The sequence below is a fragment of the Streptomyces sp. NPDC048523 genome, assembly GCF_043199815.1.
In the GTDB taxonomy this organism is placed as follows: Bacteria; Actinomycetota; Actinomycetes; order Streptomycetales; family Streptomycetaceae; genus Streptomyces.
Genome location: NZ_JBICWQ010000002.1, coordinates 467,149 through 493,922 on the forward strand (window position 1 = coordinate 467,149; position 26,774 = coordinate 493,922).

The following is a 26,774-nucleotide window of genomic DNA, read 5'->3' on the forward strand; positions in this document are numbered from 1 at the left end:
TAGTTGCCCATGCATACGTAGTTCAAGCCACACGTAACCGATCTTCCAGGCCCGGAGGCCTCCCTCACATGACGCACACGCCGACCGACCAGCCCACCCGGAGAGCGTCCGGCGCTGTCGTCCCGGTGCTCGCCTTCGCGGGCATCGTGGTCGCGGTGATGCAGACCCTGCTCGTCCCCGTCATCAAGGACCTGCCGCAGCTGCTGGACACCGCGCCGAGCAACGCCACCTGGGTCCTGACGTCCACCCTGCTCTCGGGCGCCGTCGCCACCCCGATCATGGGCCGCCTCGGCGACCTGTACGGCAAGCGCCGCCTGCTCATATTCAGCCTCGCCGTGATGGTCGTGGGCGCCCTGGTCAGCGCCCTCACCAGCGACCTGCTCACCATGATCGCCGGGCGCACCCTCCAGGGCTTCGCCATGGGCGCGATCCCCCTCGGCATCGGCCTGATGCGGGACATGCTGCCCCGCGAGAAGCTCGGCTCGGCCATGGCCCTGATGAGCTCCTCGATCGGCGTCGGCGGCGGCCTCGCGCTGCCCCTCGCGGCCCTGATCGCCCAGCACGCCGACTGGCACGCCCTCTTCTACGGCGCCGCGGGCATCGGCGCGCTCGCCATCGCCCTCACCCTCCTCGTCGTCCCCGAGTCCCCGGCGCGCGCCGAGGGCACGTTCGACGTCATGGGCGCGATCGGCCTCTCCATCGGCCTGGTCCTCTTCCTCCTCCCGATCACCAAGGGCAGCGACTGGGGCTGGACCTCGGCCACCACGCTCGGCCTGTTCGCCGCGTCGGCCGTCGTCCTCCTCCTGTGGGGCGTCATGGAACTGCGCGTGAAGGCCCCCCTGGTCGACCTGCGCACCACGGCCCGCCCCGCGGTCCTCTTCACCAACCTGGCGTCGATCATGGTCGGTGTCTCGTTCTACGTCGTCTCGCTCGTCCTTCCCCAGCTGCTCCAGCTCCCGAAGGCGACCGGCTACGGCCTCGGCCAGTCGATGGTCGTCGCGGGCCTGCTGGTCGCTCCGCTGGGCCTGACGATGATGTTCACCGCGCCCGTGTACGCCCGGCTGTCGGCGAAGTACGGCCCCAAGGTCACCCTCATCCTCGGCATGCTGATCATCGCGATCGGCTACGGCGCGGGCCTCGGCCTCATGAGCGCGGCCTGGCAGAGCCTGGTCATCGCGGTGGTGCTGGGCGCGGGCATCGGTCTCGCGTACTCCTCTCTTCCCGCCCTGATCGTCGGCGCGGTCCCCGCGTCGGAGACGGGTGCGGCCAACGGGCTCAACACCCTGATGCGCTCCATCGGTACGTCCGTGTCGAGCGCCGTGATCGGGATGGTGCTGGCGAACACGGCGAACAACGTCGGGGGCGTCGCGGTACCGACCATGCACGGGTTCCGGGTGTCCTTCCTGATCGCGACCGGCGCGGTGGCCGTCGGACTGCTGATGGCCCTGTTCCTGCCGAAGCCGAACCGTGCCCCGCAGCTGCGGGCGAGCAGCGAGGAGGAGGCGAACCTGGAGCGGGCCGAGGCGGTACTGCGAGGGTTCCGGGGCCGTGTCCTCGACGCCTCCGGTGCTCCGGTCGCCCGTGCCAAGGTCACGCTGATCGACCGGCGCGGTCGGCAGGCGGGGGCGACGCTGTCCGACGAGGACGGCACGTACGTACTCGGGGTGCCGAGCGGGGGTGCGTACGTGCTCGCCGCACGGGCCGCCGGCCACGGTCCCCTGGCCTCTTCCGCCACCCACGCGGGTGACGAGCGCGCGATCGCCCTCGACCTGGCCCTGCCGGGCGAGACCGAGACGGTCACGGCCTGACGACCGCTCAGCGGAACCACACCCCCGCCCGACACCGGGCGGGGGTGTGCCGTACCAGGACGCGCCCAAGACCGTAGGCCCGGCGCAGGGCGCGCAACCGTCGCCCCCCCCGGCCCCCGGGGGGTGTGGGTGTTCGGAGCCCTCCGGGGCAGGTGGCGATGGTCGCTCGCCGGGCGGCCGCGTGTCCTGGTCGGCCTGGTCTGCCTGGTCGGTCTCACGGTCGCGCCGGGCGCGGGGCTTCCCGCCGCCGAACCCCCTGTCCCTCTGCGAAGGAGCGTGCGGCAGCATGGGCGTCCGGCGTCCGCCCACCCGCACGACCGACCCGTACGACCGAGAGGAACCCCCATGGCCGCGGCTCCCAAGCCCGAGATCCTCGCCGCCTTCGAGGCCGCCAAGGGGTTCATGCCCCTGGGTGAGGGGCTGGCCCTCTACGCGGCCGCTCTGGAGGCCGGGCGGCTCGGGCTGCCGCTCCTGGAGGTCGGTACGTACTGCGGACGTTCCGCGATTGTGCTGGCCGACGCGGCCCGGGAGGCCGGCGTCACCGCGCTGACCGTCGATCATCACCGCGGCAGCGAGGAGCAGCAGCCGGGGTGGGACTATCACGACCCGGAGACGGTGGATGCCGAGCTCGGGCTGATGGACACGCTGCCCACCTTCCGCAGGACCCTGCACCGGGCCGGGCTGGAGGAGCACGTGGTCGCCCTGGTCGGCCGTTCTCCGCAGATCGCGAAGGTCTGGGGCTCGCCTCTCGGCCTGGTCTTCGTCGACGGCGGTCACACCGACGAGCACGCCACCGCCGACTACGAGGGCTGGGCCCCGCACGTGGCCGAGGGCGGGCTGCTCGTCATCCACGACGTGTTCCCCGAGCCGGAGGACGAGTTCACCGGGCAGGCGCCCTACCGGATCTACCTCCGGGCCCTCGACTCAGGCGCCTTCACGGAGGTCTCGGCGACCGATTCGCTGCGGGTGTTGCGGCGGACGCGGGCGGGGATCTGAGGGCGGGGCGGCAAGGGCAGGGTTAGAGTCGCAGACGTGTCGTACGCAGGCCCTGAATTCGATTCCTCCCAGCCCCGCCGCCCCCGGCGCCGGCCGCTGGCCCTCGCTCTCGCCGTGCTCGTGCCGGGCGCGCTGCTCGGGTGGCTGGTGTACGCGGGGGTGAGCGGGGCGGCCGACAACAACGGGACCACGGCCGCGTCCACCAGGGCGTCGCCGACCGTCTCCTCCACCACCGCCGAGGACAAGAAGCCGCTCGGCTCACTCCGGGGCAAGGTCGTCGTCATCGACCCCGGACACAACCTCACCAACTTCCGGCACCCGGCCGAGATCAACCGCAAGGTGGACATCGGCACGAACCGCAAGGAGTGCGACACCACCGGGACGTCCACCAACTCCGGTTACGCGGAGGCCAAGTTCACCCTCGACGTCGCCCGCCGGCTGCGCACGCTGCTGGAGAGGCAGGGCGCGACGGTGAAGCTGACGCAGGACGGCGACCGGCCCTACGGCCCCTGTGTGGATGAGCGAGCCAGGATCGGCAACAGGGCGAAGGCCGACGCGGTGGTGTCGATCCACGCGGACGGCGCGGGCGCCGGGCAGCGTGGTTACCACGTGATCCTCCCGGGCCGCGTCCACCAGGGCATCGCCGACACCCGCCGGATCATCGCCCCCTCCGCCGCACTCGGCAAGAGCATCGCGCACGACTTCGGACGCAAGACGGGCACCGCCCCCTCCAACTACATCGGTCACGGCACCGGCCTGGACACCCGCACGGACCTGGGCGGCCTCAACCTGTCAAAGGTTCCCAAGGTGTTCATCGAATGCGGCAACATGCGGGACAGCAAGGACGCGGCCCTGCTCACTAGCGGGGCCTGGCGGCAGAAGGCCGCGCAAGGAATCTCTGAGGGAATCGTGAGTTTCCTGCGCGGGTGACGATCAGCGCGCGAATCCCGTCGTACGCTCCGCCGGGCGGGCGATAGGGTCTACCGACGACGAGACGACCTACGAAGGACTTGAAGTGAATATCCGCTCCCTCACTCGAGGCGACGGCGTGGTGATCGGTGCAGCGGTGGTGCTGTTCATCGCGTCGTTCCTTGATCTGTACTCGGTCGACGGCGCCCCCGACGACGCCGACCTTCCCACTGCCTGGGCGAGCGGCCCGGTCGTGATGGGGGTGGTGCTCGCGGGCATCATCGGCGCCGCCCTCGTCGTCCTGTCGCGCGGACTGCCGCAGCTCCCCAAGGTGGCGGGCCTCGACCTCGGCCAAGTGGGCGCCGCGTTCACGGTGTTCGCCGCCTGGAGCGCGCTCGGGAACGTCTTCGACCCGCTGAGCGCCGCGGACTACGGCTCCAGTTCGGACACCATCAGCGCCGGCATCGGCCTGATCCTCGCTCTCGTCGCCACTCTGGTCATGGCCGCGGCCGCCGTCGCCACGCCTCTCGTCCCCGCCCTCCAGGCCGGTCTCGTCCCGGCCCCCAAGCCGCCCCAGCCGCAGCCCTACGGCGCCCAGCCCCCCGGTGGTTACGGCTACCCCGGTGCCCAGCAGCCGGGACAGCAGGGGCACCCGGGCCAGCCCGGTCAGCAGGGACAGCAGGGTCAGCAGCCGTACGGCGGTCAGCCGCAGCCGGGTCAGCCCTTCGGCGCGCAGCCGCAGCCTCAGGCGCAGGCCCCGCAGCCGCCGGCGGCGGAGTTCTCGCCGTTCTGGTTCGCGGTGCCGGTGCCGCGTCCGCTGTTCGCGGAGGACGGTTCGCCGACGCCGATCGCCGAACTCGCCCCGGGCACCTGGTACCTGGCGGTCGAGCAGCGCGGTCCGGCTCTGGTCGCCCAGACGCAGGACGGCCGCCGTGGGGTGCTGCAGGACACGAGCGGCATCCAGCGCGGCTGATCCAACCTCGCGGTCCCCAAGGTCGTAGGACGGCCCCTCGCCCCTTCCGGGCGGGGGGCCGTTGCCGTACATTCGCGAGCGGCTCGAAGAACTGACATATCGTCAGGAGGCGTCGTGCGACTCGGCCTTGCGCTCGGCTACTGGGGCCGTGGCCCCTCCCCCGACCATGTGCCGCTGGCCCAGGAGGCGGAGCGGCTCGGCTATCACTCGGTGTGGACGGCCGAGTCGTGGGGGTCGGACGTGTTCACACCGCTCACCTGGATCGCGGCTCGGACGTCAACCATCAGGCTGGGTACGGCCGTTGCCCAGATGGCCGCCCGCTCGCCCACCACGACCGCCATGCACGCCCTCACGCTGGACCATCTCTCCGGCGGGCGGGTCATGCTCGGTCTCGGGCTGTCCGGGCCGCAGGTCGTCGAGGGCTGGTACGGCCGCCCGTTCCCCAAGTCGCCGCTGACCGCGACCCGGGAGTACGTCGACGTCGTACGGCAGGTTCTCCGGAGGCAGGCGCCGGTCGAGCTGGACGGCCGCTTCCACTCCCACCCCTACCGGGGCCCGGACGGCACCGGGCTCGGCAAGGCGCTCAAGCCGATCACCCATCCCCTGCGCGCCGAACTGCCCATCCTCCTGGGCGCCGAGGGGCCGAAGAACGTCGCCCAGACCACCCGGATCGCGGACGGCTGGCTGCCGTTGTACTGGTCGCCGAACCGGCCCGAGGTCTACGAGGCCTCGCTCGCCGAAGCGCCGGAGGGCTTCCTCGTCGCCCCCATGGCCCAGGTGCGGGTCTGCGACGACGTGGCCGAGGGGCTGCTGCCCGTGAAGACGATGCTCGGCTTCTACATCGGCGGGATGGGCCACGCGGCCCGCAACTTCCACGCCGATCTGATGGCCCGCATGGGGTACGAGGAGCAGGCGCGCCGAATCCAGCGGCTGTTCCTGGAAGGCCGTCGCGAGGAGGCCGTGCTCGCCGTGCCGGACGCGTTCGCCGACGAGATCTCCCTGGTCGGCCCGCGCGAACGCATCGCCGAGCGGCTGGAGTCGTGGCGCAAGGGGCCGGTGACGGACCTGCTGGCGCTGGCTCCGGACCGGGAGTCGCTGCGGGTGCTGGCGGAGCTCAACGTGTGACACAAGCCATGAGGGCAGGTTTCGCCCGGGAATTCGCGGCCATTCGAACACCATGTCCACTCATACGCGCCGTGGTGCCAACTCAGCCGGGACGGTCATAGCGGTCGTCGCCGACATCATGGCCCTCATCCTGGGCCTGTGGATCCTGATGTACCTGCTGGACGCCAACCGTGCGAACGACTTCGTGCAGTTCATCCACGATGCCGCTCGCTGGCTCGCCGGCTGGTCCTACGACCTCTTCACGTTCGACGAGGCCTGGGCCCGGGTCGTCGCGGGCTACGGCCTGGCAGCGGTGGTCTACCTGTTCGTGGGCCACGCCATCGCCAACCGGGCCCACCGCCACTGAGGCCCGACCGGGTTCTCAGGGGCAGCAGTCCGGGTCGAGGCCCAGCGGCAGACGCTCCCCGCTGAACACCGCGCAGGTGGCCTCGTGGCCGCCCAGGGCGGCGACGGCCAGCAGCAGCGACCCCGCCGTCCAGGTGGTCAGCTCCCGCGGCCACACCGCCCCGTCCTCGAACACGTACCCGGTCCAGTACAGGCCGCTCTCCGCGTCCCGCAGGTGCTGGATCGACTGGAGGATCTCCAGGGCCCGGTCGGACTCGCCCATGACCCACAGGGCCAGGGCGAGTTCGGCCGACTCGCCGCCCGTGACCCACGGGTTGGGGACGACACAGCGCACCCCGAGGCCGGGTACGACGAACCGCTCCCAGCCCTCCTCGATACGGGACTTGGCCTCCGCGCCGGTCAACGCGCCGCCCAGGACCGGGTAGTACCAGTCCATGGAGTAGCGGTCCTTGTCGAGGAAGCGTTCGGGGTGCCGGCGGATCGCGTGCCGCAGCGCACCGACCGCCAACTCCCAGTCGGGCTGGGCCTCTTCGCGCTGTTCGGCGATCGCGAGCGCGCATCGCAGCGCGTGGTGGACGGAGGAGGACCCGGTGAGCAGCCCGTCGGTGAGGGCGCTGCCGTCGTCCTCCCGCTTCCATCCGATCTGGCCGCCCGGCTGCTGGAGCTCCAGGACGAACTCCATCGCGGCGTACACGGTCGGCCACATGCGGTCGAGGAAGGTGTCGTCGCCGGTGGACAGGTAGTGGTGCCACACGCCGACGGCTATGTAGGCGACGAAGTTGGTCTCGCGCCCGCGGTCGGTGACGTCCGCGAAGTCCCCGTCCTGGTAGGCGGCGTACCAGGACCCGTCCTCGTTCTGGTGCCGGGCGAGCCACTCGTAGGCCCGCTCGGCCGCCTCGTGTTCGCCCGCGGCGTCCAGCGCCATCGCGGCCTCGGTGTGGTCCCACGGGTCGAGGTGGTGTCCGCGGAACCACGGGATCGCCCCGTCCTCGCGCTGCGCGGCCAGGATTCCGGCGACGGTCGCGGCGGCCTGCTCGGCGGTGAGGACCCCGGGCAGGACGAGGTGTTCTGTCCGGGGAGTGGTCACTTGGCGTCCACCCGCGGCAGGTGCGGCTTGGTCGCGTACGCCACGAAGCTCTTGCCGATCAGCGGGTTGAGCGCCTGTTCGGCGACCCGGGTGGCCAGCGGCTTCTTCATGATGTCCCAGACCAGCAGCTTGTGGTACGCCTGCACCGGCAGCGCCTTGTCGTTGTCGACGCCGAACGCGCACTTCAGCCACCAGTACGGGGAGTGCAGGGCGTGCGCGTGGTGGGTGCCGTACGGCTTGAGGCCGGCCTCGCGGATCTTCGCGAGGAGTTCGTCCGCCTTGTAGATGCGGATGTGGCCGCCCTCGACCTCGTGGTAGGCGTCGGACAGGGCCCAGCAGACCTTCTCGGGGCCGTAGCGCGGGACGGTGACGGCGATCCGCCCGCCGGGCTTCAGCACCCGGACCATCTCGGCGAGTACGCCCTTGTCGTCGGGGATGTGCTCCATCACCTCGGAGATGATCACGACGTCGAAGGACTCGTCGGGGAAGGGAAGCGCGAGGGCGTCCCCCTCCATGGCCGTGGCGGTGGCCCCTTCCGGCGCCTCCCCGGCCTCCTTCATCGCCGCGAACCACTTGGCGACCTCACGGATTTCGTCGGCGTTCTGGTCCAGGGCCACGACCTGCGCGCCGCGCCGGTAGCACTCGAAGGCGTGCCGGCCGGCCCCGCAGCCGAGGTCCAGAACACGGTCGCCCGGCGCGAGCGGGAACCGGGAGAAGTCGACGGTCAGCACGTGGCCCTGCTTTCGGGATAGACACCGGTGTCTGTGGTCGGGGGTGCGAGCTCGACCCCCCGAGAGGACGCGGGGCGGCCGCGGAGCGTGGTGGCGGAGGAGGCGATCGCCTCGCGGTACCGGGCCACCGTGCCCTCCGCGGCCTTCGCCCAGGTGAACTTCGCCAGTACCCGCTCACGTCCGGCCCGGCCGAGTCGCGCCCTCAGGTCCGGGTCGCCCAGGAGGCGGCTCAGCGCGGTCGCCAGTGCGCCCGGGTCCCCCGGCGGTACCGCGAGGCAGGTCTCGCCGTCGCGCCCCGCGACCTCGGGGATCGCGCCGCCCGTCGTGGCGACCAGCGGGGTGCCCGTCGCCATCGCCTCCGCCGCCGGGAGGGAGAAGCCCTCGTAGAGCGACGGCACGCAGGCGACCTCCGCCGAGCGGACCAGGTCGACCAGTGCCGCGTCCGAGATGCCCTTGACGAAGTCGACGGCGCCTTCGAGGCCGTAGCGCTCGATGGTCTGCGCCACCGGGCCCTCGGCCGGCCGCTTGCCGACAACTATCAGGTGCGCCCCGGGGTGTTCGGTGCGGACCTTCGCCAGCGCCTCGACGAGGAAGACCAGGCCCTTGAGGGGGACGTCGGCGCTGGAGGTCGTGACGATCCGGCCCGGCACCACGGGCACCGACGGATCCGGCGCGAACTGGTCCGTGTCGGCGCCGATGTGGACGACGTGGATGCGGTCGTCGCGGACGCCCAGGTGGTCGACGATCTCCTCGCGGGAGGTGCCGGAGACGGTGAGGACCGAGGGGAGGCGGCGGGCCACCCTCTTCTGCATGCGGGTGAAGGCGTACCAGCGGCGCTTGGACAGCCGCTGCCACCGGCCCTCGGCCGCGTCCAGCTCCAGCTGCCGGTCCACGGTGATGGGGTGGTGGATGGTGGTCACCAGCGGCGCGCCGACATCGCCCAACAGGCCGTAGCCGAGGGTCTGGTTGTCGTGAATCACGTCGAACTCACCGCTGCGGGCCCGGAGATGGCGTCGGGCCCGCAGGGAGAAGGTGAGCGGCTCGGGGAAGCCGCCGGTCCACATCGTGGCGACTTCCAGGGCGTCGATCCAGTCGCGGTACTCGTCGCGCCTCGGGGTGCGGAAGGGGTCCGGGGAGCGGTAGAGGTCCAGGCTCGGCAGCTCGGTCAGGCTCAGACCGTCGTACCCGGGGTCGAGGACCGGGTACGGCTGGGAGCCGATGACCTCGACGCGGTGGCCGAGACGGGCCAACTCGCGCGAGAGGTGCCGTACATAGACGCCCTGGCCGCCGCAGAACGGGTTCCCTTTGTAGGTGAGGAGCGCGATACGGAGCGGTCGCTCGCCGTCGACTGCCAGGTCCTCGAAGGCCCCGGCCTGACTGGCCTCAGCGGTCACTCTGCGCCCCCTTCTGACTGCACTGTCCCGCGAGATTACGACGAGACGGTAATCTAGAACAAGTTTCAGACTTGATCGTTCAGGAGGCTCTGAATCTACCGGCAGGTAGGGGTCCTGTGAGCGGTGGATCAGGTGATTCACGCCACGAACACCGCGACCGCGCACCGGCCCGGCACCCTGCCATGCTGTGTGATCGCGAGCCCTCACGGACTGTCACGGAAGCCAAGGTGGACAAGGTGGCCAAGCCCGCCGGAATGGAAGCCAGCACCGCACGACCCGCCGCGCCACCGCTGACCGAGCGGCAGGAGGCGCGGCGCCGCCGCATCCTGCACGCGAGCGCGCAGCTGGCGAGCCGCGGCGGGTTCGACGCGGTGCAGATGCGGGAGGTCGCGGAGTCCTCGCAGGTGGCGCTCGGCACCCTCTACCGCTACTTCCCCTCCAAGATCCATCTGCTGGTCGCCACCATGCAGGACCAGCTGGAACACATGCACGGCACGCTCCGCAAGAAGCCGCCGCAGGGCGAGACGGCGGCCGAGCGGGTCGCGGAGACCCTGATGCGGGCCTTCCGCGCCCTGCAGCGCGAACCGCACCTGGCCGACGCGATGGTCCGCGCGCTGACCTTCGCGGACCGCAGCGTGAGCCCGGAGGTCGACCAGGTCTCCCACCAGACCACGCTGATCGTCCTGGACGCCATGGGTCTCGAGGACCCGACGCCCGAACAGCTCTCCGCGGTCCGCGTCATCGAGCACACCTGGCACTCGGCCCTGATCACCTGGCTCTCGGGCCGCGCCTCCATCGCCCAGGTGAAGATCGACATCGAGACGGTGTGCCGGCTGATCGACCTCACGGAACCGCGGGCCCAGGGGCCCCTGCTCTGAGGGTCCCCCCGGCCGAAGGTCGGGGGAGTGCCGGGCGTCGCGACCGGGCGAACGTTGCCTGCCCCGGCGCTAGCCGACGGCGGCGAGCCCGCTCCAGCTCCGTCCGGTCACGGTCTTCGCCGCCCACTGCTCCAGCAGCCGCCGGGCCTCCTCCTCGGGGGCGGCGAGGGAGACCTGCTGGGCGCCCGCCTCGACGGCACGTTCCTGTGCGTGGGTGCCCTCGCTGCAGCAGGCGCAGAGCATGCGCACGCTGCTCGCGGGCTCGGCGCCGAAGCCGTGACCGGTGAACAGTTCGACGAGTGCCTCCAGGTCGGCGGCCTCGCCCGCGGCCACCGTGACCTCCAGGGTGGGCAGTTCGGACGCCTCGAAGAGCAGGAGTTCCTCGAAGACGGGGTAGGCCGAGCCCTCTACGGTCCGCTCGCCCTTCGGTTCGCCGTCGTGGACGACGATCTCGCCGTAGCGCCGTCCGCCCGTCACGGGCACGCTGACGACGCGGCCCCGGGTCGGGCACAGCCGCTCGATCCAGACGACCTCGCGCTCGCCGCCGGTGTCGAGGCGCACGCAGGCGTACCCCAGGCGGGCCTCGATCTCCCCTTCACCGTCCGGGAGTTCGATGCCGAAGCCGGCCCAGGCGTCCCTCGCGGTCGCCCAGTCGCGCTGGATCGTGGCCGCGATGCCGAGGTTCCAGTACGCCGGGTCGCCCTCGCCGCGCGGGGAGCGGGCAGCGGCCTCCTTGCCCAGCTCGTACGCCTTGGCCCAGTTCCGCAGGAACTTGTGGGCGAGCGCGGCGTCGTACCACCACACCGCGCTCGCGTTCAGGTCCGGGAAGTGCGCGAGCACCCGCTCGTACAGTTCTGCGGCGCGCAGCCACTCCTCGGCGTCCCACGCGGCACGCGCCTGCTCGATCAGCTTCCTGGCCTCGGACTTGTCCACCCTTGCCCACCCCTGCGATGTCCTGACGACGACCGCAGGAGCGTAAGCCCTCGCGCCGGAGGGGAGCACATGAGGGACCTACGGGGCGGGTTCCCTTCGCCGGTATGGTCCGGATCAGGTTCTCGGGGTCGCCGTCGAGCCTTCCCGCTGCTCTTCGGCCTCTCAGCCCTACCGTCGACGTCGGCCCTGGCGGAAGCCTTCACATCTCGCCTGAGTCGGCTACTTCGGTCGGACTCCCTCACTCGCCTCGTAGGCCTGTGTCCAGAATAGAACGCTCATCCGGAAATGAACCCTCTCGCACCATGATTTTCTCGACCCCTACTCCTCGGGCGGGAACACCGGCTCCCCGCTCCCCAGCAGCGTGATCGTGATGGCCTCCACCGGGCAGTTCTCCGCTGCCGCCAGGATCTTCTCGTTGGCGTCGGTGTCCGGGTCGGCGGGGTGGGACTGGCGGGCGGTGTCCAGGCGGAAGCCGTCGGGGGCGGTGTGGACGCACTGTGCGGAGCCGATGCACAGGGAGCGGTCGACCTCGACGTGCCAGCGGTCCCCCATCACCCCTCACCCCTCCCAGCCGGCCGGCAGATGGATCATCTTGTGCTCCAGGTACTCGCCGTAGCCCTCCGGGCCGAACTCCCTTCCCAGGCCGGAGCTCTTGTAGCCGCCGAAGGGGCCGAGCATGTCGAGGCTGAAGGTGTTGACGTTGTAGGTGCCGGTACGAACCTGGCGGGCGACCTCGATGCCGCGCTCGACGTCGGCCGTCCACACGCTGCCGGACAGGCCGTAGTCGGAGTCGTTGGCGATCTTCACCGCCTCGGACTCGTCGCCGTAGGGAAGGAGACAGATCACCGGTCCGAAGATCTCCTCGCGCGCGATCCGCATCGAGTTGTCGACGTCGCCGAAGAGCGTCGGCTCGACGTACCAGCCGCGCTCCAGGCCCGCCGGGCGCCCGCCGCCGGTGAGGATCTTGGCGCCCTCCTCCTGGCCGATGCGGATGTAGTCGAGGTTGCGGCGCTGCTGGCGTTCGGCGACCAGGGGGCCGACCTGGGTGGCGGGGTCGAGCGGGTCGCCGACGACCAGTGCACCAGCCGCCGCGGCAAGGGCCTCGGCGAACTCGTCGTAGCGGGAGCGGGGCAGCAGGATGCGGGTCTGGGCCACACAGGCCTGTCCGTTGTTCATCCAGGCGGACGGGACGATCCCGGCGACGGCCGCCTCGACATCCGCGTCCGGCAGGACCACGGCCGCCGACTTGCCGCCCAACTCCAGTGTCACGCGCGTGAGGTTGCGCGCGGCGACCTCCATCACGCGCTTGCCCGCGCCGACCGAACCGGTGAAGGAGACCTTGTCGATCCCGGGGTGTCCGACCAGGTACTCGCTGACCTCGCGGTCGGCCGGGAGGATGGACAGGACGCCCTCCGGCAGCCCGGCCTCCTTGGTGATCTCGGCCAGGATGTACGCGTCCAGCGGTGACTCGGGCGACGGCTTGAGCACCACCGTGCAGCCGGTGAGCAGCGCGGGCGCGAGCTTGGCGGCGGCGACGAACTGCGGGACGTTCCAGGGGACCACGGCCGCTACGACCCCCACCGGTTCACGCCGCACGAGGATGCGGCCGAGGACTCCGTCGCGCCGCTCCTCGTAGGTGAAGTTCCGTGCGACCGTGATCGCCGAGTCCCAGACCATCATCGCGCCGAGGGCCTGCGCGAGGACGCTCCAGGAGTACGGGGAGCCGTTCTCGGAGGAGATCACGCGGGCGATCTCCTCGTGCCGGACCGCGATGGCGTCCTTGATCCTGGTGACGACCTCGATGCGCTCGTCGAGCGTCATCCGCGGCCAGGGTCCCTCGTCGAAGGCGGTGCGGGCGGCGGCGACCGCCGCGTCCACGTCCGCGCGCGAGGCGTGCGGCACCCGTCCGATGACCTCCTGGGTGTGCGGGGAGATCACCTCGATGACGTCCTCGCCCAGGGGGTCGGTCAACTCCCCGCCGATGAACAGCTGTCCGTGTTCCACGAGCTCGGTCATGGCGAACGCCTCCCAGGGGCGGCTTGCTGACGCACCATCAGATACGGAACTGATACCAGTTCCCCCCGGAGGAGTCCACGGGCCGCACACCGCGACTGTTGGTCACCTCGGGCTACCGTCGAAACCCGTTCTAGTTATAGTGGCGAGAAGCCGGTGATTGGGGAACTCATGGCGCAGGTGCACGACCATGGCGGCGGCGTCCGGTCCGTCCAGGTGCCCATCCCCGACAACCCCCTCGGCCACACGCTGGTGTACGTCGTCGACACCGACCGGGGGCCGGTGCTGGTCGACACCGGCTGGGACGACCCGGACTCCTGGGACACCCTCGCCGAGGGGCTGACCGCGTGCGGGACCGACGTGGGCGAGATCCACGGCGTGGTCATCACCCACCACCACCCCGACCACCACGGCCTCTCCGGCCAGGTGCGGGAGGCCTCCGGTGCCTGGATCGCGATGCACGCGGCGGACTCCGCGATCGTGCGGCGCACCAGGGAGACCCGGGCCGAGCGCTGGTTCACCTACATGACGGCCAAGTTGGTGGCCGCGGGCGCCCCCGAGGACCACGTGGCCCCGCTGCGCACCGCCCGCCGCCGCCAACTCCCGGGCTTCTCCCCCGCGTTGCCCGACCGCGAGATCGTCCCCGGCGAACTCCTCGACCTCCCCGGCCGCAGACTCCGCGCCATCTGGACCCCGGGACACACGCCCGGCCATGTCTGCCTGCACCTGGAGGAGGAGCACCCGGCCCGGCTGCCCGGCCACGGGCGGCTGTTCTCCGGTGATCATCTGCTCCCCGAGATCACCCCGCACATCGGCCTGTACGAGGACCCCGACGACGCCACCGTGACCGACCCCCTCGGCGACTACCTCGACTCCCTGGAGCGCGTCGGACGGCTCGCGCCCGCCGAGGTCCTCCCCGCCCACCAGCACGTCTTCACCGACGCGAGCGCCCGGGTACGGGAGTTGCTCGCCCACCACGAGGAACGCCTCATCGACCTGCGCTCCCTGCTCGCCGAGCCCCTCACCCCCTGGCAGCTCGCCGTCCGCATGGAGTGGAACCGGCCCTGGGACCAGATCCCCTACGGATCGCGGAACATCGCCGTCTCGGAGGCCGAGGCGCATCTGCGGCGGCTGGTGAAGCTGGGGCGCGCGGAGGCGGTGACGGGGAGCGATCCGGTGACGTACGTGGCCGTCTAGCCCGGACCCCGAGGCTCCCCCGGCTCTCAGCCGCTTCCCTACGGGCGAGTACAGTAGCCAGGTCGTCATCACATGCCGTACGGGGGGAAGCCGGTGCAATTCCGGCACGTCCCCTCCCCCAGTGCCCCTAGGGCCCTTCTGATGGATCTCCGTGGAAGACGGAGCGGCGTTCGGTGCGTGCGATCGGCGTGCGGCGTGGAGGGTCATGTGGCGGAGCCACCTGGCCCTTCGCGCCGTGCGGTGAGCGTGCGTGCCGGGCGTCGCGACGCCGCGGAGATCCATCAGAAGGGCCCTAGGGCCTGGGAGACCGGCCGGTGCGCGGCACCGTCGAGGTATACGGAGCCGAGCCGCCCGCGGGTTCTCCCGCGCTGCCCGGCTCCCCGCAGGGAGAAGGGCTTCCGCCGATCATGAACGTCCGCCGCAGCGCCGCGGTCCTGGCCGCCACCGTCGTGATCGCCACGGCCACGCCCGCCGTCGCCGCCTCGCCGTCTCCGTCGCCGTCCCTGCCCTCGGGGCTGTACGGCAGCAGCGACCCCACCTACGACGGGGTCTGGCGGCAGTCCCTCGCCCTGATCGCCCTGCACCGGGTGGACGTGGAGCCCGCCGCCGCGGCCGTCGACTGGCTGGCCGGGCAGCAGTGCGCGAGCGGGGCGTTCCCGGCGTTCCGCGCGGACCCGGCCAAAGCCTGCGACGCCAAGCTGATGGTCGACACCAACAGCACGGCAGCCGCAGCGCAGGCCCTGTCCGCGGTCGGCGGGCACGGCACCGCGGTCACGAAGGCGGTGACCTGGCTGAAGTCCGTCCAGAACAAGGACGGCGGCTGGGGCTTCTCCTCCGGCGGGGCCAGTGACGCCAACTCGACGTCCGTGGCGATCGGCGCGCTGAAGGCTTCCGGCGACGATCCCGCCAAGTCCCTCAAGGGCGGCAGGTCGCCGTACGACGCCCTGCTGAAGCTGGCCCTGCCGTGCGCCGACGGGGGCGCCTTCGCCTACCAGCCGGACAAGAAGGGCAGGCTCACGGCCAACGCGGACGCGACGGCGGCGGCTGTCGTCGGCGCGCTGGGCCAGGACATGGTGTCGGCGAAGGCCGGCGGCAAGGCGGCCGCCACCTGCGCCGACGCGGCTCGCCCAAGTCGGGAGCAGGCGGCGGCCAACGGCGCGGCCTACCTGGCGAAGGCGGTCGCGAAGGACGGCCACCTGACCGCCGCCCTCCCCGGCTCCGAGAACCAGCCCGACTACGGCAACACGGCCGACGCGGTCGTCGCGCTCGCCGTCCAGGGCGGTCCCGTGGCCACGCGCGAGCCCCTGGCGTGGCTGGAGCGCAACTCCGCGAAGTGGGCCGCGCAGAACGGGCCGGCGGCATACGCCCAGCTGATCCTCGCCGCCGAGGCGGGTGGCGCCGACCCGCGCGACTTCGGCGGCACGGACCTGGTCGAGCAGCTGACCGCGACGGGACCGGCGCCGGTCACCGCGTCCCAGGACGACTCCGGCACCTCCGTGTGGTGGACGGTCGGCGCGGGTCTCGCCGCCGGCGCGGGGATCGGCTTCCTGCTCAGCAGCCGCAACAAGAGGAAGCAGCCGTGACCCGCAAGGCGGTCCTCCTCTCCCTCCTGACGGGCCTCCTCCTGGCCGCCGTGAGCCCGGCCCACGCCGCCGGATACCGCTACTGGTCCTTCTGGGACCGCACCGGCACGACCTGGACCTACGCCACCCAGGGCCCCTCCACCGCGGTCCCCTCCGACGGCGACGTCCAGGGCTTCCGCTTCGCGGTGAGCGAGGACTCGGCGGACGCGGACAAGCCCCGCGGGACGGCGTCGTTCACGGCGATCTGCGGAGACACGGCGGCGCGGGACGGCCGTAAGCGCGTGGCGTTGGTCATCGACTTCGGTACGGCCTCGGACGCCCCGTCCGGTGCGAAGCCCCCGGCGAGCCGCACCGCGTGCGCGGTGGTGTCCCGCGACGCGACCACGGCGGAAGCCCTGGCGACGGTGGCCGAACCCCTCCGCTACAACAGCAGCGCGCTGTTGTGCGCGATCGTGGGATATCCGGAAGCGGGCTGCGGGGAGCAGGAGGCGGGGAAGAAGACGGGACCGGAGAAAAGCCGGTCGGACGGCGGGCCGTCCGTGGGCCTGTTCGCGGGCCTGGGGGCGATCGCCGTACTGGGAGCGGCGGCGGTGTGGCGGGCGAGGGCGAGGCGGCGCGGCAATGCCGCATAGCCCAGCCGGCCGGCCCGTGCCTCTGCACCCCGGCGCCTGGTGGCTCTGGTCCCTGGGCCTCGGCACAGCGGCCACCCGCACCACCAACCCTCTCCTCCTGACCCTCCTCGTCGTCACCTCGGGCTACGTGGTGGCGACCTGCCGCCGGAACACCCCCTGGGCCCGCTCGTACACCGCGTTCCTCAAACTCGGCCTCGCCGTCCTCCTCGTGCGTCTCCTCTTCACGATCGTCCTCGGCTCCCCCGTACCCGGCACCCATGTGCTCGTCGCCCTCCCCGAACTCCCACTCCCCGGCTGGGCGCAGGGCGTCCGCCTGGGCGGCCGGGTGACCGCGGAGTCCCTCGTCTTCGCCCTCTACGACGGCCTCAAGCTGGCCACCCTCCTGATCTGCGTGGGCGCGGCGAACGCCCTCGCCAACCCGCACCGCCTCCTGAAGTCCCTCCCCGGCGCCCTCTACGAACTCGGCGTGGCCGTGGTGGTGGCCCTGACCTTCGCCCCCCATCTCATCGCCGACGTCCAGCGCCTGCGCGCCGCCCGCCGCCTCCGGGGCCGCCCGGACACCGGCCTGCGCGGCCTCCTCCAGGTCGGACTCCCGGTCCTGGAGGGCGCGTTGGAGCGCTCGGTCGCCCTCGCCGCGGCCATGGACGCCCGCGGCTACGGCCGTACCGCCGAGGTCCCGCCCGGGGTCCGCCGTACGACCACCGCGCTCACCCTCGGCGGACTGCTCGGCGTCTGCGCCGGGACGTACGGACTGCTCACCGCCGAGGGCGGCACGTACGGCGTCCCGGTGCTCCTCGCCGGCCTCGCCGCCGCCCTCGCGGGCCTGCGTCTGGGCGGCCGGCGCACTCCGCGCACCCGTTACCGTCCGGACCGCTGGACCGCCCGGTCCCTCCTGGTCGCCGGTTCCGGCGCGGCCGTGGCGGCGGGGATGTTCCTCGCGAGCGCCACCGATCCGGCCGCCCTGCACCCCGGGGTGGTGCCCCTCGTCGCCCCCGCCCTCCCCCTGTGGCCGGCCGCGGCGGTCCTCCTGGGCCTGCTGCCGGCCTTCCTCGCCCCCGCCCCAGCACCAGCCCCCGAGGAGCCGTCGTCGTGATCCGCTTCGAGGATGTCTCCGTGACCTACGACGGGGCGCCCGAACCAACCGTCCGTGACGTCGACTTCGAGGTGCCGGAGGGTGAACTCGTGCTGCTCGTGGGCCCGTCGGGGGTCGGCAAGTCCACGATCCTCGGCGCGGTCAGCGGGCTCGTCCCGCACTTCACCGGCGGCACCCTGCGCGGCCGGGTCACCGTGGCCGGCCGCGACACCCGCACCCACAAGCCGCGCGAACTGGCCGACGTGGTCGGCACGGTGGGCCAGGACCCGCTGTCCCACTTCGTCACGGACACCGTGGAGGACGAACTCGCCTACGGCATGGAGTCGTTGGGGCTGCCCCCGGCGGTGATGCGCCGCCGGGTGGAGGAGACCCTGGACCTGCTGGGCCTGGCTCCCCTGCGCGACCGTCCACTGGCCACCCTCTCCGGCGGCCAGCAGCAGCGCGTGGCGATCGGCTCGGTCCTCACCCCGCACCCCCGGGTCCTGGTCCTGGACGAACCGACCTCGGCCCTGGACCCCGCGGCGGCGGAGGAGGTCCTCGCCGTCCTCCAACGCCTGGTCCACGACCTGGGCACCACAGTCCTCATGGCCGAACACCGCCTGGAACGCGTCATCCAGTACGCCGACCAGGTGGCCCTCCTGCCCGCCCTCGGAGAAGCACCGGTCTTCGGCACCCCGGCCGAGATGATGGCCGTATCCCCGGTGTATCCGCCGGTGGTGGACCTGGGCCGGCTGGCGGGCTGGTCCCCGCTCCCCCTGACGGTCCGCAACGCCCGCCGCCAGGCAGGACCTCTACGAGACCGACTCGCCGCACAGGCACCCGCAGCCGCCGACGGCGAGACCGGCCCCCAGGTGCACCGGGCCCGCCGGTTCGCCCGCCGTGAGCGCCCCACCCCTGCCGCCGCACCCCACCTCGCCGAAGTCACCGCCCTCTCCGTCCGCCGCGCCCACGTCCGGGCCCTGACCCACATCGACCTCACCGTCCGCCCCGGCGAGACCATCGCCCTCATGGGCCGCAACGGTGCCGGGAAGTCCACGCTCCTCAACACCCTGGTCGGCCTGGTGGAGCCCTCCGCGGGAACCGTCCACGTCGGCGGCGCCCGGCCCCACCGCACCGCCCCGCGGGACCTCGTCCGCCGAGCGGGCCTCGTCCCCCAGGAACCCCGGGACCTCCTGTACGCCGACACCGTCGCCGCCGAGTGCCGGGCCGCCGACCAGGACGCCGGCGCGGCACCCGGCACCTGCCGTGCGCTGGTCGACGACCTCCTGCCGGGCGTGACCGACGACACCCACCCCCGCGACCTCTCCGAAGGCCAGCGGCTCGCCCTCGCCCTCGCCGTGGTCCTGGCCGCCCGCCCGCCCCTCCTGCTCCTCGACGAGCCGACCCGCGGCCTGGACTACGCGGCCAAGGCCCGTCTCGTCCGCCTGCTCAGGGAACTCGCCGCCACCGGTCACGCGATCATGCTGGCCACCCATGGCGTGGAGCTCGCAGCCGAGCTCGCCCACCGGGTGGTCCTGCTGGCGGAGGGCGAGGTGATAGCCGACGGCCCGGCGGCGGACGTGATCACGTCCTCCCCCTCCTTCGCCCCGCAGGTCAGCAAGATCCTCGCCCCGCAGCGGTGGCTCACGGTCGCCGAGGTGAGGAAGGCCCTGTCATGACCCAGGACCCTGTGATGGCACCCCGTGTGACGGCCCGAGCCGTACCCCTGGGCCCCCGCCCCCTCCTCGCCCTCGCCCTGGTCAGCGCCGTGGGCGTCGTCGCCTTCGGCTGGCCCTTCCTCGCCCCGCCCACCTCCCGGGTCGGCACCCACACGCAGGACGCCCCCTGGCTCTTCGCCGGACTGCTCGTCCTCCTCGTCGCCGTGGTCGCCGCGGCGCTCGCGGAGTCGGGACTCGGCCCCAAGGCCGTGGCGATGCTCGGCGTACTCGCCGCGACCGGCGCCGCGCTCAGGCCGATCGGCGCCGGCACCGCCGGTATCGAGCCGATGTTCTTCCTGATGGTGCTCAGCGGCCGGGTTCTCGGCCCGGGGTTCGGCTTCGTGCTCGGCAACGTCACGATGTTCGCGTCCGCCCTGCTCACCGGCGGGGTGGGGCCGTGGATGCCGTTCCAGATGCTGGCGATGGGCTGGTTCACGATGGGCGCGGGCCTGCTGCCGGTGCCCGCCCGCGCGCGGGCCCGTACGGAGGTCCGGCTCCTGGCCGCCTACGGTTTCCTCGCCGCCTTCGCCTACGGCACCGCCATGAACATGGCCGGTTGGCCCTTCATGGGCGCACTCGCCTCGGACATCGCCTTCGACCCGCACGCCGGTGTCCCCGCCAACCTGGCCCGTTTCCTCGCGTACTGCCTGGCCACGTCGCTCGGCTGGGACCTGGGCCGGGCCCTGGTGACCGTCGTCCTGACGCTCACCCTCGGCCCGGCCCTCCTCAGGGGGCTGCGCCGGGCCACCCGCCGTGCGGCCTTCGAGGCCCAGGTCACATTCGAGGCGCCCGAGCGGTGAAGCGCCCCACATGACCCAGCTCACCTACTAACGGGAACAGTAGGAACAATTCCGACATAACACCCAACCCGTACCCCTCCTGACCTGCGCATTGAGAGCCGGATCACACGGGTGCCCTTTCCCGGTGATTCGGCCACAACTAGTAAAAGGGGTCATTGCGGACACCTTCCGAGCCTGTTTCTGTAGACGACGTCGCACGGCGCCGACAAGCCCACGGGCCTCGGCGCCGCCGCATGTCCCCCGGGACCGCGAGCGGCACCACCGTCCCCGAAGAAAAGGTTCTCCGTGTCCGTCTCCCGCATCGCCCGCCGCATCGCTTCTCCGAAGAAGGCCATCACCACCGTCGCGATGGCCGCCGCCACCGCCGGCCTGGTCCTGACCGCGGCGCCGGCCCAGGCGGCCACGACCAGCTCGTCCGCCCAGGCCAAGGCCATCGCGCACAAGATGATCCCGAACGCCGCGCAGTACAACGCGTTCAGCAGGATCGTCGAGCACGAGAGCGGCTGGGACGTCAACGCCACGAACTCCTCCTCCGGCGCCTACGGCCTGGTCCAGGCCCTGCCCGGCTCCAAGATGGCCTCCGCCGGCTCCGACTGGAAGTCCAACGCCAAGACCCAGATCAAGTGGGGCCTTGACTACATGAACTCCCGCTACGGCAGCCCGACCGCCGCCTGGGCCTTCTGGCAGGCCAACGGCTGGTACTGAGCCGCCGCGCGCATCACCCCCGGACGCCGTCGAAGAACCGCACCACCTGCGGGGCCGACACGGCGAGGGAGCCGAAGTGATCCACGGCTCCCTGCTCGACCACCCGCACCCTCGCTCCCTGACCTGCGAGGGTGCGGGCGCATGTCCGGGTGTTGCCGACGGGCACGTCCGTGTCACCGGCAGCGGCGTACAGCCGCACCGGCACCTCCGGCTTCCAGTCGCAGGTGTGGTCGGCGGCGCGCATCGCGTCCAGCACGGCGCCGGACGGGTGCCGCAGACGCTCGTAGAAGGCGGGCGTGAGCAGCTGTTCCACCGAGGGCGCGAGCCCTGTGACGACGTCCTCCTGCTCGTGGCTCCCGTCGAGCAGGCCCTCGACCCGGCTCGCGTAGGGGGCGCGGAAGGCGTCGGACGGGTCCTTGTAGAGGGGATGCAGACGGTTCTGCGCGACCAGCCAGTACGCGATGTAGAGGACCCCGCTGGTGTCGTTGACCCGGCCGTCGAACAGCGCGGGCATCTCCTGGCCCTCCAGGTCGTACGGGCCGCTGACCGGTGCGAGTGCCCTCAGCCGGAAGTGCCGGTCGGCGCCCGCGTCCAGCGCCTTGCCGAGCGCCATCGCGACCTGGCCGCCCTGGGAGAAGCCCGTCGCGTACACGTCCCCGGTGAGCGGACGCCCGAGTCGGTCCGCGGCCGTCCAGGCGGCGCGCAGCATGTCGAGGGAGGCGGTCACCGACGAGGCCGTGTCCATGTACGGGTGCCGGCCCGGGCCCCGGCCGAGGCCGAGATAGTCGGGGGCGGCCACGGCCCGGCCCGCGCTCGCGTTCAGATACGACGGCACCCGCCCGAAGTCCTCGCTCGCCGAGGGCGCGTAGTCGCGGTGGACCATCGTGCCGTGGGTGTCGGAGACCAGGTCGAGGCGGTGGCCGCCGCCTTTGGGGAGCGTCAGCAGCCCGGTCGCGGTCGTGGGCCCGCCGTACGGATCGACGGTCCGGTACGTGAGCCGGTAGGCCCGCACGCCGTACCGCACGGAGCCGGTGGCGACGTCCTGCCCGTCCAGGAACGCCCGGACGGCCCCCGCGTCCCGGTCGGCGACCGGCGTGACGGCGACCAGGTCGCCGCGCCCGGCCTGCTGCGTCCGCCCAGCCTGATGCGTCCGCCCGTCCTGATGCGTCCACTCATCCGCGGCCGCTGCCGCCGGGGCCGCCGCGAGCCCGGCGAGCAGCAGGGCCGCCGCTGCGGCGAGCCCCCTCCGCGTGCGCCGACTCGCCCTTGTTCCACGGGGTTTGCGCGTCTCATCACTCATGTCCTCGACGCTACGGACGCGCGGGTCGCCCCGACATCCGAGAATCCCCCGCCTCCGTGGTGGACTTGGGTGCACCCCGTCCGTCCGGCCGTCCGGAGAATCGATGAGCGAACAGAGCGGCACCGACACGAAGGCGGCCGGCGATCCCGAGGCGCGCGGGCTGCGCCTGGTGGCCGTACTGCTGGGGCTGACGGTGGTCAGCGGACTGATCGACGCCGTCAGCTATCTCGGCCTCGAACACGTCTTCACCGCGAACATGACCGGCAACGTGGTCGTGCTCGGGTTCGCCGCGGCCGGGGCGCCCGGCTTCTCGGTGGAACACACGTTGACCTCGCTGGCGTCGTTCGTGGTGGGCGCGGTGGCGGGCGGCCGGGTCGCCGTACGGCTCGGCTCCGGCTCCCGCCGCACCTGGGCCCGGCTCACGCTCGCCGCCGAGGCGGTGCTCCTGGGGGTGTCGGCCGTGGTCGCCTTCGCCGCGCCCGGCGCCACGGCCACCGCCTACACCCTCATCGCCGTCACTGCCTTCGCCATGGGCCTGCGCAACGCCACGGTCCGCAGGCTCGGCGTCCCTGACCTGACGACGACCGTGCTGACCATGACGCTGACCGGCCTCGCCGCCGACTCGCGGGCCGGCGGCGGCCCCGGCACCCGCTCGCCGCGCCGTACGGCGTCCGTGATCGCGATGGTCGCCGGGGCCGCGCTGGGTGCGTGGCTGGTGCTCCACCACGGCCTCGGCATTCCGCTGGCGATCGCGGCGGGGCTGGTGGCCCTGCTGGCACTGACCGCCTCGGGGCGCGAGTGAGCCCCCTGTCCAGGGACTCTCCAGGGGCTACTTGGCCAGGAAGGCCAGCAGCGCCGAGGTGACCTCCTCCGCGTGGGTCCACAGCAGGCCGTGCGGGGCGCCCTCGATCTCGACGTACTCGGCGGCGGGCAGCAGCGCGTGGAAGGGCCGGCCGGTCGCGTCGATCGGCAGGATGCGGTCGCCCGTGCCGTGCAGGATCAGCGCCGGTACGTCGATCTTCGCCACGTCGGCCCGGAAGTCGGTGATCCAGGTCGGCACGCAGGCCACCGACGCGTGCGCCGAGGCACCCGCGGCCACGTTCCAGCTGCCCCGCACGGCCGCCTCGCTGATCCGGCTGCCGAGCGTCTCGTCCAGGTTGTAGAAGTCCTGGTAGAAGGCGTCGAAGTAGGCGTACCGGTCCTTGGTGACGGCCTCCAGGATGCCGTCGAAGACCGACTGGTCCACGCCGGTCGGGTTGTCGTCGGTCTTCAGCAGGAAGGGCTCCAGGGAGGCCAGGAAGGCCGCCTTCGCGACCCGGCCCGAGCCGTACGTGCCCAGGTAGCGGCCCACCTCGCCGGTACCCATCGAGAAGCCGACGAGCACCGCGTCGGTCAGGTCCAGGGTCGTGAGCACCTTGTCGAGGTCGGCGGCGAAGGTGTCGTAGTCGTAGCCGGTGGTGGGCTGCGAGGAGCGGCCGAAGCCGCGGCGGTCGTAGGTGATGACCCGGTGGCCGGCATCGAGGAGCGCGGGCAGCTGCTTCTCCCAGGAGTGGCCGTCGAGCGGGTAGCCGTGGATCAGCACGACGGGCTGTCCGGTGCCGTGGTCCTCGTAGTAGAGCTCGATCGGCGCGCTGTTCTCTTCGCCAACGGTGATGTACGGCATGTCGTTTCGTCCTCTCGAAATGGAACCTCCAGCTCACCACGGGTCGCCGGAGGCCACCAGGCAGAAGTGCAGGCGGAAGTAGAGAGCGCTTGTTCTAATTGTCATGATGACCAGTCACACCTCTCCCCCCGCGACCCCCTTCGGCGGCACGCTCCGCTCCCTGCGCCGGGCCGCCGGGCTGACCCTGGAGGAACTCTCCGAAGCCTCCGGAGTCAGCGTCCGCGCACTCGGCGACCTGGAGCGCGGTCGCAGCCGCGGACCGCAGCGCCGTACCGTCGACGCCCTAGCCGCCGCACTCGGGCTCGACGACGAGCAGCGCGAGCGCGTGCAGCGGCTGGCCGGCACCGGCCGGGAACGCGGCGGGGCGCCGACACCGCCGTACCTGCTGCGGACCGTCCCGGACTTCACCGGCCGGGAGCAGGAGCTGGCGGAGCTGGAGTCCCTGGCGACCGGCACGCGCACCCGTGCGGCGGTGCTCTTCGGGCCGGGCGGACAGGGCAAGACGACGCTCGCGGCGGAGGCGGTACGACGCCTGTCCGGCGCCTTCCCGGACGGCAGCGTCTGCGTCCAGCTGCACGGTATGAGCGACTCCCCGCTGCCGGCCGCCGAGGCGCTGGTCCTGCTGCTGACGGCACTGGGGCACCCCCCGGACCGGATCCCGGTGGACCCCGTCGCCCGCGAGGCCGTCTACCGGGCCGCGCTCGCCGGCCGGCGGGCCCTGGTCGTCCTCGACGACGCGGCCGACGAGACCCTGACCAGGCCGCTGCTGCCGGACGCCGAGGGCAGTTTCGTGCTGGTCACCAGCCGGCGTCCGCTGGCCGGTCTCGAAGGCGTACGCCGGATCAGACTCGGCGGCCTCAGCGGCGGGGAGTCGACGAGGCTGCTGGAGCGCATCCTCGGCACCCCGCGCACCGACGGCCAGTCCGAGGCGCTCACCCGGCTGACCGAGCTGTGCGGCCACCTCCCGCTGGCCCTGCGCATCGTCGGCAACCGCCTCTCCAGCCGCCCGAGCTGGACCCCGGCCCACCTGGTGGGCCAACTCGCCGACGAGGGGCGGCGCTTGAGCGGGCTGGTCGCGGGCGACCTCGCCGTACGCGGCGCCCTCGCCCTCTCCTACGGCCAGCTCACGCCGCCGCACCGGCTGTTGCTGCGGCGTCTCTCCCTCCTCCCCGGGCACGGCACCGGCCCCGGCCTCGCCGCCGTACTGACCGGCGAGGACCCGCTCACCACCGGGGATGTCCTCGACCTCCTGGTCGACCGGGGCCTGCTGGAGGAGACCGCACCCGGCCGCTACGCCCTCCATGACCTCGTACGGCTCTTCGCGCGCGAGCGACTCGACGCCGAGGAGCCCGAGTCGGTGGCTCGGGAGGTCCAACTGCACATGGCGGACTGGTTGTTGCGGTCGGCCTCGGCGGCGGGCCGCATGTTCGAGGCACCGGGCGCGCCCGAGCCATGGGCGGGGACGGTCCCCGCGTTCTGCCCCGGGTCCGCCGAGGAGGCGGAGGAGTGGCTCATCGCCGAACGCTCCAACTGGGCCGGCGCCCTGCCCCTGATGTACGCGGCGGACCGGCACACGGAGATCCTCCACACCTCGCGCACCCTGTACTGGTTCTCCGACCGCTGGAGCCAGTGGCCCGAGTGGCGGACCCTCTTCTCGTACGGCGCCCGGTCCGCAGCGGCCGTCGGTGACCGGGCCGCCGAGGCCCACCAGCTCAACTGTCTGGCCTGGGCCCACAGCGTCGGCGCGTCCCAGTACGAACGCGCCGAACAACTCGCCCGCCAGGCCCTGGAGTTGGCGATCGAGACCGGTGACGAGGGCCAGCAGGCCTGGGCGTGGGCCTACATCAGCGGGGCCTGTCTGGCCCTGCGGCCAGCAGAGGCCGCGGAGGCCGCCGCCAAGGCCACCCGGCTCTTCGATGTCGTCGGCGACAGCGCCGGGAAGGCGGTCTCCCAGCGAGTCCTCGGCAGGGCGCTGCGCGAATCCGGCCGTGCCGAGGAGGCGCTGGCCCTGCACCGGGCCCTGCTGGACACCTCCGCCGGGGATGTTCCGGGCCTGAACGAGTTCATCCAGGTCCTTCTCCGCCACGAGATCGCGAACGATCTGCTGGCCCTCGAACGGTGGCCGGAGGCGGTGGCGGCCTACCGCACCGTCATCACCCCCCTCGCCCGCGGCGACCTCGACCGCTACCTGGCCCAGGCGCTCACCAATCTCGCCACGGCCCTGCGCCACTGCGGCGAAGTCCCCGAGGCCCGCGAACACCTCACCCGGGCACAGGAACTGTTCACGGCAGCCGGCGACACGGTGTCCGCGGCGGAGACGGCGACGACGATCGAGCGCCTCGGATGAACCGGTACGGCGACCCGCGAACTGCTCCCCCAGACCTCACCCGAGCCGGGATCGACCCCCCGCACGCACCCCTTCGACCGGGCAGGTGCCCCGTCCCGTTACTGCCTCACCCCAGGTCGACCGCCACCCGGTGATCCGGGCGCCCGTCCTTCGCCAGCATCGAGTGCGCCTCGGCCACCGCCCGGTAGAGCCGCATCCCGGAGTCGCCCCGCACGTCGCCGAGGGTCCAGACCCGCCCGCCGTGCCCGAGTGACCGCCGGGAGAAGACCTCCAGCACCCCCTCCGCTCCCTCCACGATCTCGGCGGCGACGGCGGACACGTACACCCCCTGCCCGGTGCCGATCTCCACCGACGAGTCGAAGACCGCGATCCCGACCTCGGGCCGCACCGCGATGTTCCGCGAGTGGACCGCGTCCGGCGAGGACACCCAGAAGAACTCCCGGCACCCCACATGCGCGAAGTAGACCGGCGTACTCCAGGGCCGCCCCTGCGCGTCCGCCGTAGCCAGCACCAGGTACCGGCTCGCGTCGACGATCCCGCGCGCGTTCTCCGCCGTAGGCTTCAT

The 26,774-nt window shown here is 72.4% G+C and carries 25 protein-coding genes; 16 read left to right on the forward strand and 9 right to left on the reverse strand.

Annotated features, from left to right (window positions below):
- Nucleotides 1-68 precede the first annotated feature (68 nt).
- The 6 genes from ACGFWE_RS11070 (at nucleotide 69) to ACGFWE_RS11095 (ending at nucleotide 6,157) form a co-directional block, all read left to right on the forward strand.
- A complete protein-coding gene (locus ACGFWE_RS11070; RefSeq protein ID WP_393599428.1) occupies nucleotides 69-1,808 on the forward strand; it encodes an MFS transporter in 1,740 nt (579 codons plus the stop codon).
- A gap of 345 nt (nucleotides 1,809-2,153) precedes the next feature.
- Entirely contained in the window at nucleotides 2,154-2,804 is a 651-nt protein-coding gene (locus ACGFWE_RS11075; RefSeq protein WP_393599430.1) for a class I SAM-dependent methyltransferase, read from the forward strand.
- Between the two features lie 36 nt (nucleotides 2,805-2,840).
- Nucleotides 2,841-3,734 (forward strand): N-acetylmuramoyl-L-alanine amidase, encoded by an 894-nt coding sequence (locus ACGFWE_RS11080; RefSeq protein WP_393599432.1) that lies wholly within the window; start codon nucleotides 2,841-2,843, stop codon nucleotides 3,732-3,734.
- An 85-nt stretch (nucleotides 3,735-3,819) separates the two neighbouring features.
- Nucleotides 3,820-4,686 (forward strand): DUF5336 domain-containing protein, encoded by an 867-nt coding sequence (locus ACGFWE_RS11085; RefSeq protein WP_393599434.1) that lies wholly within the window; start codon nucleotides 3,820-3,822, stop codon nucleotides 4,684-4,686.
- 114 nt (nucleotides 4,687-4,800) lie between these two features.
- On the forward strand, nucleotides 4,801-5,811 hold the full coding sequence (locus ACGFWE_RS11090; protein ID WP_393599436.1) for an LLM class F420-dependent oxidoreductase: 1,011 nt from the start codon (nucleotides 4,801-4,803) through the stop codon (nucleotides 5,809-5,811).
- Between the two features lie 52 nt (nucleotides 5,812-5,863).
- A complete protein-coding gene (locus tag ACGFWE_RS11095; RefSeq protein WP_028807437.1) occupies nucleotides 5,864-6,157 on the forward strand; it encodes a hypothetical protein in 294 nt (97 codons plus the stop codon).
- Between the two features lie 15 nt (nucleotides 6,158-6,172).
- On the opposite strand, the gene ACGFWE_RS11100 is transcribed toward ACGFWE_RS11095, so the two are convergent.
- From ACGFWE_RS11100 to ACGFWE_RS11110, 3 genes are read right to left on the reverse strand one after another with little or no spacing between them, the layout of a single operon-like run.
- Entirely contained in the window at nucleotides 6,173-7,243 is a 1,071-nt protein-coding gene (locus tag ACGFWE_RS11100) for a prenyltransferase/squalene oxidase repeat-containing protein (RefSeq protein ID WP_352383301.1), read from the reverse strand.
- On the reverse strand, nucleotides 7,240-7,974 hold the full coding sequence (locus ACGFWE_RS11105) for a class I SAM-dependent methyltransferase (protein WP_020116038.1): 735 nt from the start codon (nucleotides 7,972-7,974) through the stop codon (nucleotides 7,240-7,242). Before ACGFWE_RS11105 ends, ACGFWE_RS11100 begins: the two co-directional genes overlap by 4 nt.
- Nucleotides 7,968-9,368, reverse strand: a complete 1,401-nt coding sequence (locus tag ACGFWE_RS11110) for a glycosyltransferase family 4 protein (RefSeq protein ID WP_393599439.1) — start codon at nucleotides 9,366-9,368, stop codon at nucleotides 7,968-7,970. Before ACGFWE_RS11110 ends, ACGFWE_RS11105 begins: the two co-directional genes overlap by 7 nt.
- Nucleotides 9,369-9,622: 254 nt before the next feature.
- On the opposite strand from ACGFWE_RS11110, the gene ACGFWE_RS11115 reads away from it, so the two are divergent.
- Entirely contained in the window at nucleotides 9,623-10,246 is a 624-nt protein-coding gene (locus ACGFWE_RS11115; protein WP_352384331.1) for a TetR family transcriptional regulator, read from the forward strand.
- Nucleotides 10,247-10,315: 69 nt separating this feature from the next.
- On the opposite strand, the gene ACGFWE_RS11120 is transcribed toward ACGFWE_RS11115, so the two are convergent.
- The 3 genes from ACGFWE_RS11120 to ACGFWE_RS11130 all read right to left on the reverse strand — a co-directional run bounded on the left by ACGFWE_RS11120 (nucleotide 10,316) and on the right by ACGFWE_RS11130 (nucleotide 13,195).
- The gene (locus ACGFWE_RS11120) at nucleotides 10,316-11,179 is read right to left on the reverse strand and encodes a tetratricopeptide repeat protein (RefSeq protein WP_393599441.1); all 864 of its coding nucleotides are present in this window, start codon (nucleotides 11,177-11,179) and stop codon (nucleotides 10,316-10,318) included.
- 318 nt (nucleotides 11,180-11,497) lie between these two features.
- Complete coding sequence (locus tag ACGFWE_RS11125; RefSeq protein ID WP_393599443.1) at nucleotides 11,498-11,731, reverse strand: ferredoxin; 234 nt, start codon at nucleotides 11,729-11,731, stop codon at nucleotides 11,498-11,500.
- Between the two features lie 6 nt (nucleotides 11,732-11,737).
- On the reverse strand, nucleotides 11,738-13,195 hold the full coding sequence (locus ACGFWE_RS11130) for an aldehyde dehydrogenase (RefSeq protein ID WP_352383307.1): 1,458 nt from the start codon (nucleotides 13,193-13,195) through the stop codon (nucleotides 11,738-11,740).
- A gap of 168 nt (nucleotides 13,196-13,363) precedes the next feature.
- On the opposite strand from ACGFWE_RS11130, the gene ACGFWE_RS11135 reads away from it, so the two are divergent.
- The 7 genes from ACGFWE_RS11135 (at nucleotide 13,364) to ACGFWE_RS11165 (ending at nucleotide 20,899) form a co-directional block, all read left to right on the forward strand.
- Nucleotides 13,364-14,389, forward strand: coding sequence for an MBL fold metallo-hydrolase (locus ACGFWE_RS11135; RefSeq protein ID WP_352383308.1), 1,026 nt, complete (start codon nucleotides 13,364-13,366; stop codon nucleotides 14,387-14,389).
- Between the two features lie 407 nt (nucleotides 14,390-14,796).
- Nucleotides 14,797-15,972: a prenyltransferase/squalene oxidase repeat-containing protein gene (locus ACGFWE_RS11140; RefSeq protein ID WP_393600191.1), complete on the forward strand. Its 1,176-nt coding sequence runs from the start codon at nucleotides 14,797-14,799 to the stop codon at nucleotides 15,970-15,972.
- Nucleotides 15,969-16,604 (forward strand): SCO2322 family protein, encoded by a 636-nt coding sequence (locus ACGFWE_RS11145; RefSeq protein WP_352383311.1) that lies wholly within the window; start codon nucleotides 15,969-15,971, stop codon nucleotides 16,602-16,604. Before ACGFWE_RS11140 ends, ACGFWE_RS11145 begins: the two co-directional genes overlap by 4 nt.
- Entirely contained in the window at nucleotides 16,594-17,697 is a 1,104-nt protein-coding gene (locus ACGFWE_RS11150; RefSeq protein WP_352383313.1) for an energy-coupling factor transporter transmembrane component T, read from the forward strand. Before ACGFWE_RS11145 ends, ACGFWE_RS11150 begins: the two co-directional genes overlap by 11 nt.
- Entirely contained in the window at nucleotides 17,694-19,355 is a 1,662-nt protein-coding gene (locus ACGFWE_RS11155) for an ABC transporter ATP-binding protein (protein WP_393599445.1), read from the forward strand. Before ACGFWE_RS11150 ends, ACGFWE_RS11155 begins: the two co-directional genes overlap by 4 nt.
- Nucleotides 19,352-20,194, forward strand: a complete 843-nt coding sequence (locus ACGFWE_RS11160; RefSeq protein ID WP_393599447.1) for an ECF transporter S component — start codon at nucleotides 19,352-19,354, stop codon at nucleotides 20,192-20,194. Before ACGFWE_RS11155 ends, ACGFWE_RS11160 begins: the two co-directional genes overlap by 4 nt.
- A gap of 285 nt (nucleotides 20,195-20,479) precedes the next feature.
- Nucleotides 20,480-20,899, forward strand: a complete 420-nt coding sequence (locus ACGFWE_RS11165) for a transglycosylase SLT domain-containing protein (RefSeq protein ID WP_352383318.1) — start codon at nucleotides 20,480-20,482, stop codon at nucleotides 20,897-20,899.
- Between the two features lie 13 nt (nucleotides 20,900-20,912).
- Here ACGFWE_RS11165 and ACGFWE_RS11170 read toward each other — a convergent pair whose 3' ends face one another.
- A complete protein-coding gene (locus tag ACGFWE_RS11170; RefSeq protein WP_393599449.1) occupies nucleotides 20,913-22,199 on the reverse strand; it encodes an alpha/beta hydrolase family protein in 1,287 nt (428 codons plus the stop codon).
- A gap of 103 nt (nucleotides 22,200-22,302) precedes the next feature.
- On the opposite strand from ACGFWE_RS11170, the gene ACGFWE_RS11175 reads away from it, so the two are divergent.
- Nucleotides 22,303-23,001, forward strand: a complete 699-nt coding sequence (locus ACGFWE_RS11175; protein ID WP_393599451.1) for a YoaK family protein — start codon at nucleotides 22,303-22,305, stop codon at nucleotides 22,999-23,001.
- Between the two features lie 27 nt (nucleotides 23,002-23,028).
- Here ACGFWE_RS11175 and ACGFWE_RS11180 read toward each other — a convergent pair whose 3' ends face one another.
- Nucleotides 23,029-23,862 carry an alpha/beta hydrolase gene (locus ACGFWE_RS11180; protein WP_352383324.1) on the reverse strand — a complete coding sequence of 278 codons (834 nt, stop codon included), beginning with the start codon at nucleotides 23,860-23,862 and terminating at the stop codon, nucleotides 23,029-23,031.
- A 106-nt stretch (nucleotides 23,863-23,968) separates the two neighbouring features.
- Between ACGFWE_RS11180 and ACGFWE_RS11185 the strand changes: the two genes are divergently transcribed.
- Nucleotides 23,969-26,209 (forward strand): helix-turn-helix domain-containing protein, encoded by a 2,241-nt coding sequence (locus ACGFWE_RS11185; RefSeq protein WP_393599454.1) that lies wholly within the window; start codon nucleotides 23,969-23,971, stop codon nucleotides 26,207-26,209.
- Nucleotides 26,210-26,315: 106 nt separating this feature from the next.
- Here the strand turns inward: ACGFWE_RS11185 and ACGFWE_RS11190 are convergent, their stop codons facing one another.
- On the reverse strand, nucleotides 26,316-26,774 hold the full coding sequence (locus tag ACGFWE_RS11190; RefSeq protein WP_352383328.1) for a pyridoxamine 5'-phosphate oxidase family protein: 459 nt from the start codon (nucleotides 26,772-26,774) through the stop codon (nucleotides 26,316-26,318).

Bases quoted from the DNA above. Each gene is read 5' to 3' on its own strand.
- ACGFWE_RS11115 (WP_352384331.1), top strand. From the start codon at position 9,623: ATGGAAGCCAGCACCGCACGACCCGCCGCGCCACCGCTGACCGAGCGG.
- ACGFWE_RS11190 (WP_352383328.1), bottom strand. From the start codon at position 26,774: ATGAAGCCTACGGCGGAGAACGCGCGCGGGATCGTCGACGCGAGCCGG.
- ACGFWE_RS11075 (WP_393599430.1), top strand. From the start codon at position 2,154: ATGGCCGCGGCTCCCAAGCCCGAGATCCTCGCCGCCTTCGAGGCCGCC.
- ACGFWE_RS11160 (WP_393599447.1), top strand. From the start codon at position 19,352: ATGACCCAGGACCCTGTGATGGCACCCCGTGTGACGGCCCGAGCCGTA.
- ACGFWE_RS11180 (WP_352383324.1), bottom strand. From the start codon at position 23,862: ATGCCGTACATCACCGTTGGCGAAGAGAACAGCGCGCCGATCGAGCTC.
- ACGFWE_RS11125 (WP_393599443.1), bottom strand. From the start codon at position 11,731: ATGGGGGACCGCTGGCACGTCGAGGTCGACCGCTCCCTGTGCATCGGC.
- ACGFWE_RS11095 (WP_028807437.1), top strand. From the start codon at position 5,864: ATGTCCACTCATACGCGCCGTGGTGCCAACTCAGCCGGGACGGTCATA.
- ACGFWE_RS11175 (WP_393599451.1), top strand. From the start codon at position 22,303: ATGAGCGAACAGAGCGGCACCGACACGAAGGCGGCCGGCGATCCCGAG.
- ACGFWE_RS11140 (WP_393600191.1), top strand. From the start codon at position 14,797: ATGAACGTCCGCCGCAGCGCCGCGGTCCTGGCCGCCACCGTCGTGATC.
- ACGFWE_RS11130 (WP_352383307.1), bottom strand. From the start codon at position 13,195: ATGACCGAGCTCGTGGAACACGGACAGCTGTTCATCGGCGGGGAGTTG.
- ACGFWE_RS11170 (WP_393599449.1), bottom strand. From the start codon at position 22,199: ATGAGTGATGAGACGCGCAAACCCCGTGGAACAAGGGCGAGTCGGCGC.
- ACGFWE_RS11185 (WP_393599454.1), top strand. From the start codon at position 23,969: ATGACCAGTCACACCTCTCCCCCCGCGACCCCCTTCGGCGGCACGCTC.
- ACGFWE_RS11135 (WP_352383308.1), top strand. From the start codon at position 13,364: ATGGCGCAGGTGCACGACCATGGCGGCGGCGTCCGGTCCGTCCAGGTG.
- ACGFWE_RS11070 (WP_393599428.1), top strand. From the start codon at position 69: ATGACGCACACGCCGACCGACCAGCCCACCCGGAGAGCGTCCGGCGCT.
- ACGFWE_RS11150 (WP_352383313.1), top strand. From the start codon at position 16,594: ATGCCGCATAGCCCAGCCGGCCGGCCCGTGCCTCTGCACCCCGGCGCC.